This window comes from Cupriavidus basilensis OR16, from assembly GCF_000243095.1.
Taxonomy (GTDB): Bacteria; Pseudomonadota; Gammaproteobacteria; order Burkholderiales; family Burkholderiaceae; genus Cupriavidus; species Cupriavidus basilensis_D.
Map to the genome: position 1 here is coordinate 1 of NZ_AHJE01000132.1, position 1104 is coordinate 1104.

At 68.5% G+C, this 1104-nt stretch carries 1 pseudogene; it reads right to left on the reverse strand.

Features of this window, described 5'->3' with window-relative positions:
• Window positions 1-1037: pseudogene (locus tag OR16_RS34580) on the reverse strand (S-layer family protein); the annotation flags it as partial.
• Between the last annotated feature and the right edge of the window lie 67 nt (window positions 1038-1104).

Here is a 1104-nt window from a genome sequence, read left to right on the forward strand (position 1 = left end):
AACTTGAGGTCGATGCGCTCGGCGGCGATCAGCGTGCCGTTGCCGTTGAGGTCGCCGGGCTTGACGCGCACGTAGACCTGCGGCACCAGGGCACGGGTGCGGGAGCCGTCGGCCAGGGTCACGTCCTGCTCGACCAGCCAGACGATGTCGCTGGTGAGCTGGGCCATCTGCTCGGCGCTAAGGGCCACGCCAGGGCGCAGGTTCCAGGCGTGGGCATAGGTGCTGCCCGCTTCCAGCAGGGCGCGGTACTGGGCTTCGTCGCTGCTGTAGCCCTGGAGGAAGCGCCGGCCGGTGAGCTGGCCGATCTGGTCGCGCACCAGGCCTTGTTCGTAGAAACCGTCGCCCAGCCGCTTGTGCATGGTGGCCGGGTCGTAGCCCAACTGCGACAGCATGTAGTCGGAGCTGAGCCAGTTGCGGTAGTTGGCAAAGCGCGGGTCGGTTTCGATCAGGTAGCTGCCGCTGTCCGGCCGGACGCGGAACAGGCTGTTGTTGGGCACCTGGGTGTCGACGCCCACGGTACGGATGACGGCGGGGCCGTTGCCACTGGCGGCACCGACGCCGCTGCCGGCGCTGGCACCCGGGCCGTCGGCGGATACCGCGTCGTGCCCCTGGAGGGCGCCCGGGGCGCCGACGCTTCCCGCCGCGGCCGCCACTTCGATGATCTCGCGCGGGCTGGCGCCACCGGAGGTGCCGCTGCCGCCGGCGATGGTGCCGCCCACGCCGCCGGTATTGCGCCCGCCGACGCTGTAGCCGCTGCCGTTGCTGGCGGTGTGCTGCTGGGTCTTGGACACATTCAGGGCGATAGTCTGGATGGTGTCGGCCGGGGTGTAGGCGATCTGGCCGTCCCACTTGCGCTCGTGATAGCGCTTGAAACCGCCGCGCCAGCGGCTGTAGGTATATTGGCTGGTGCCTTGCTCGCGCTGGATGTGTTCGCCGAACACCTGTTCGTTCTTCAGATTGTGCAGGTCGCCCTGCAGTGCGCCGCCGGCGATGATATGGCTCTTGTCGTTGACCAGTTCATCGCCATGCAGTGTCATGCTGGCGCCGGAGCGGATCAGCGCCGGGCGCTTTGCGTGACCTGGGTTCGTACTCGGTGCGGGTGAT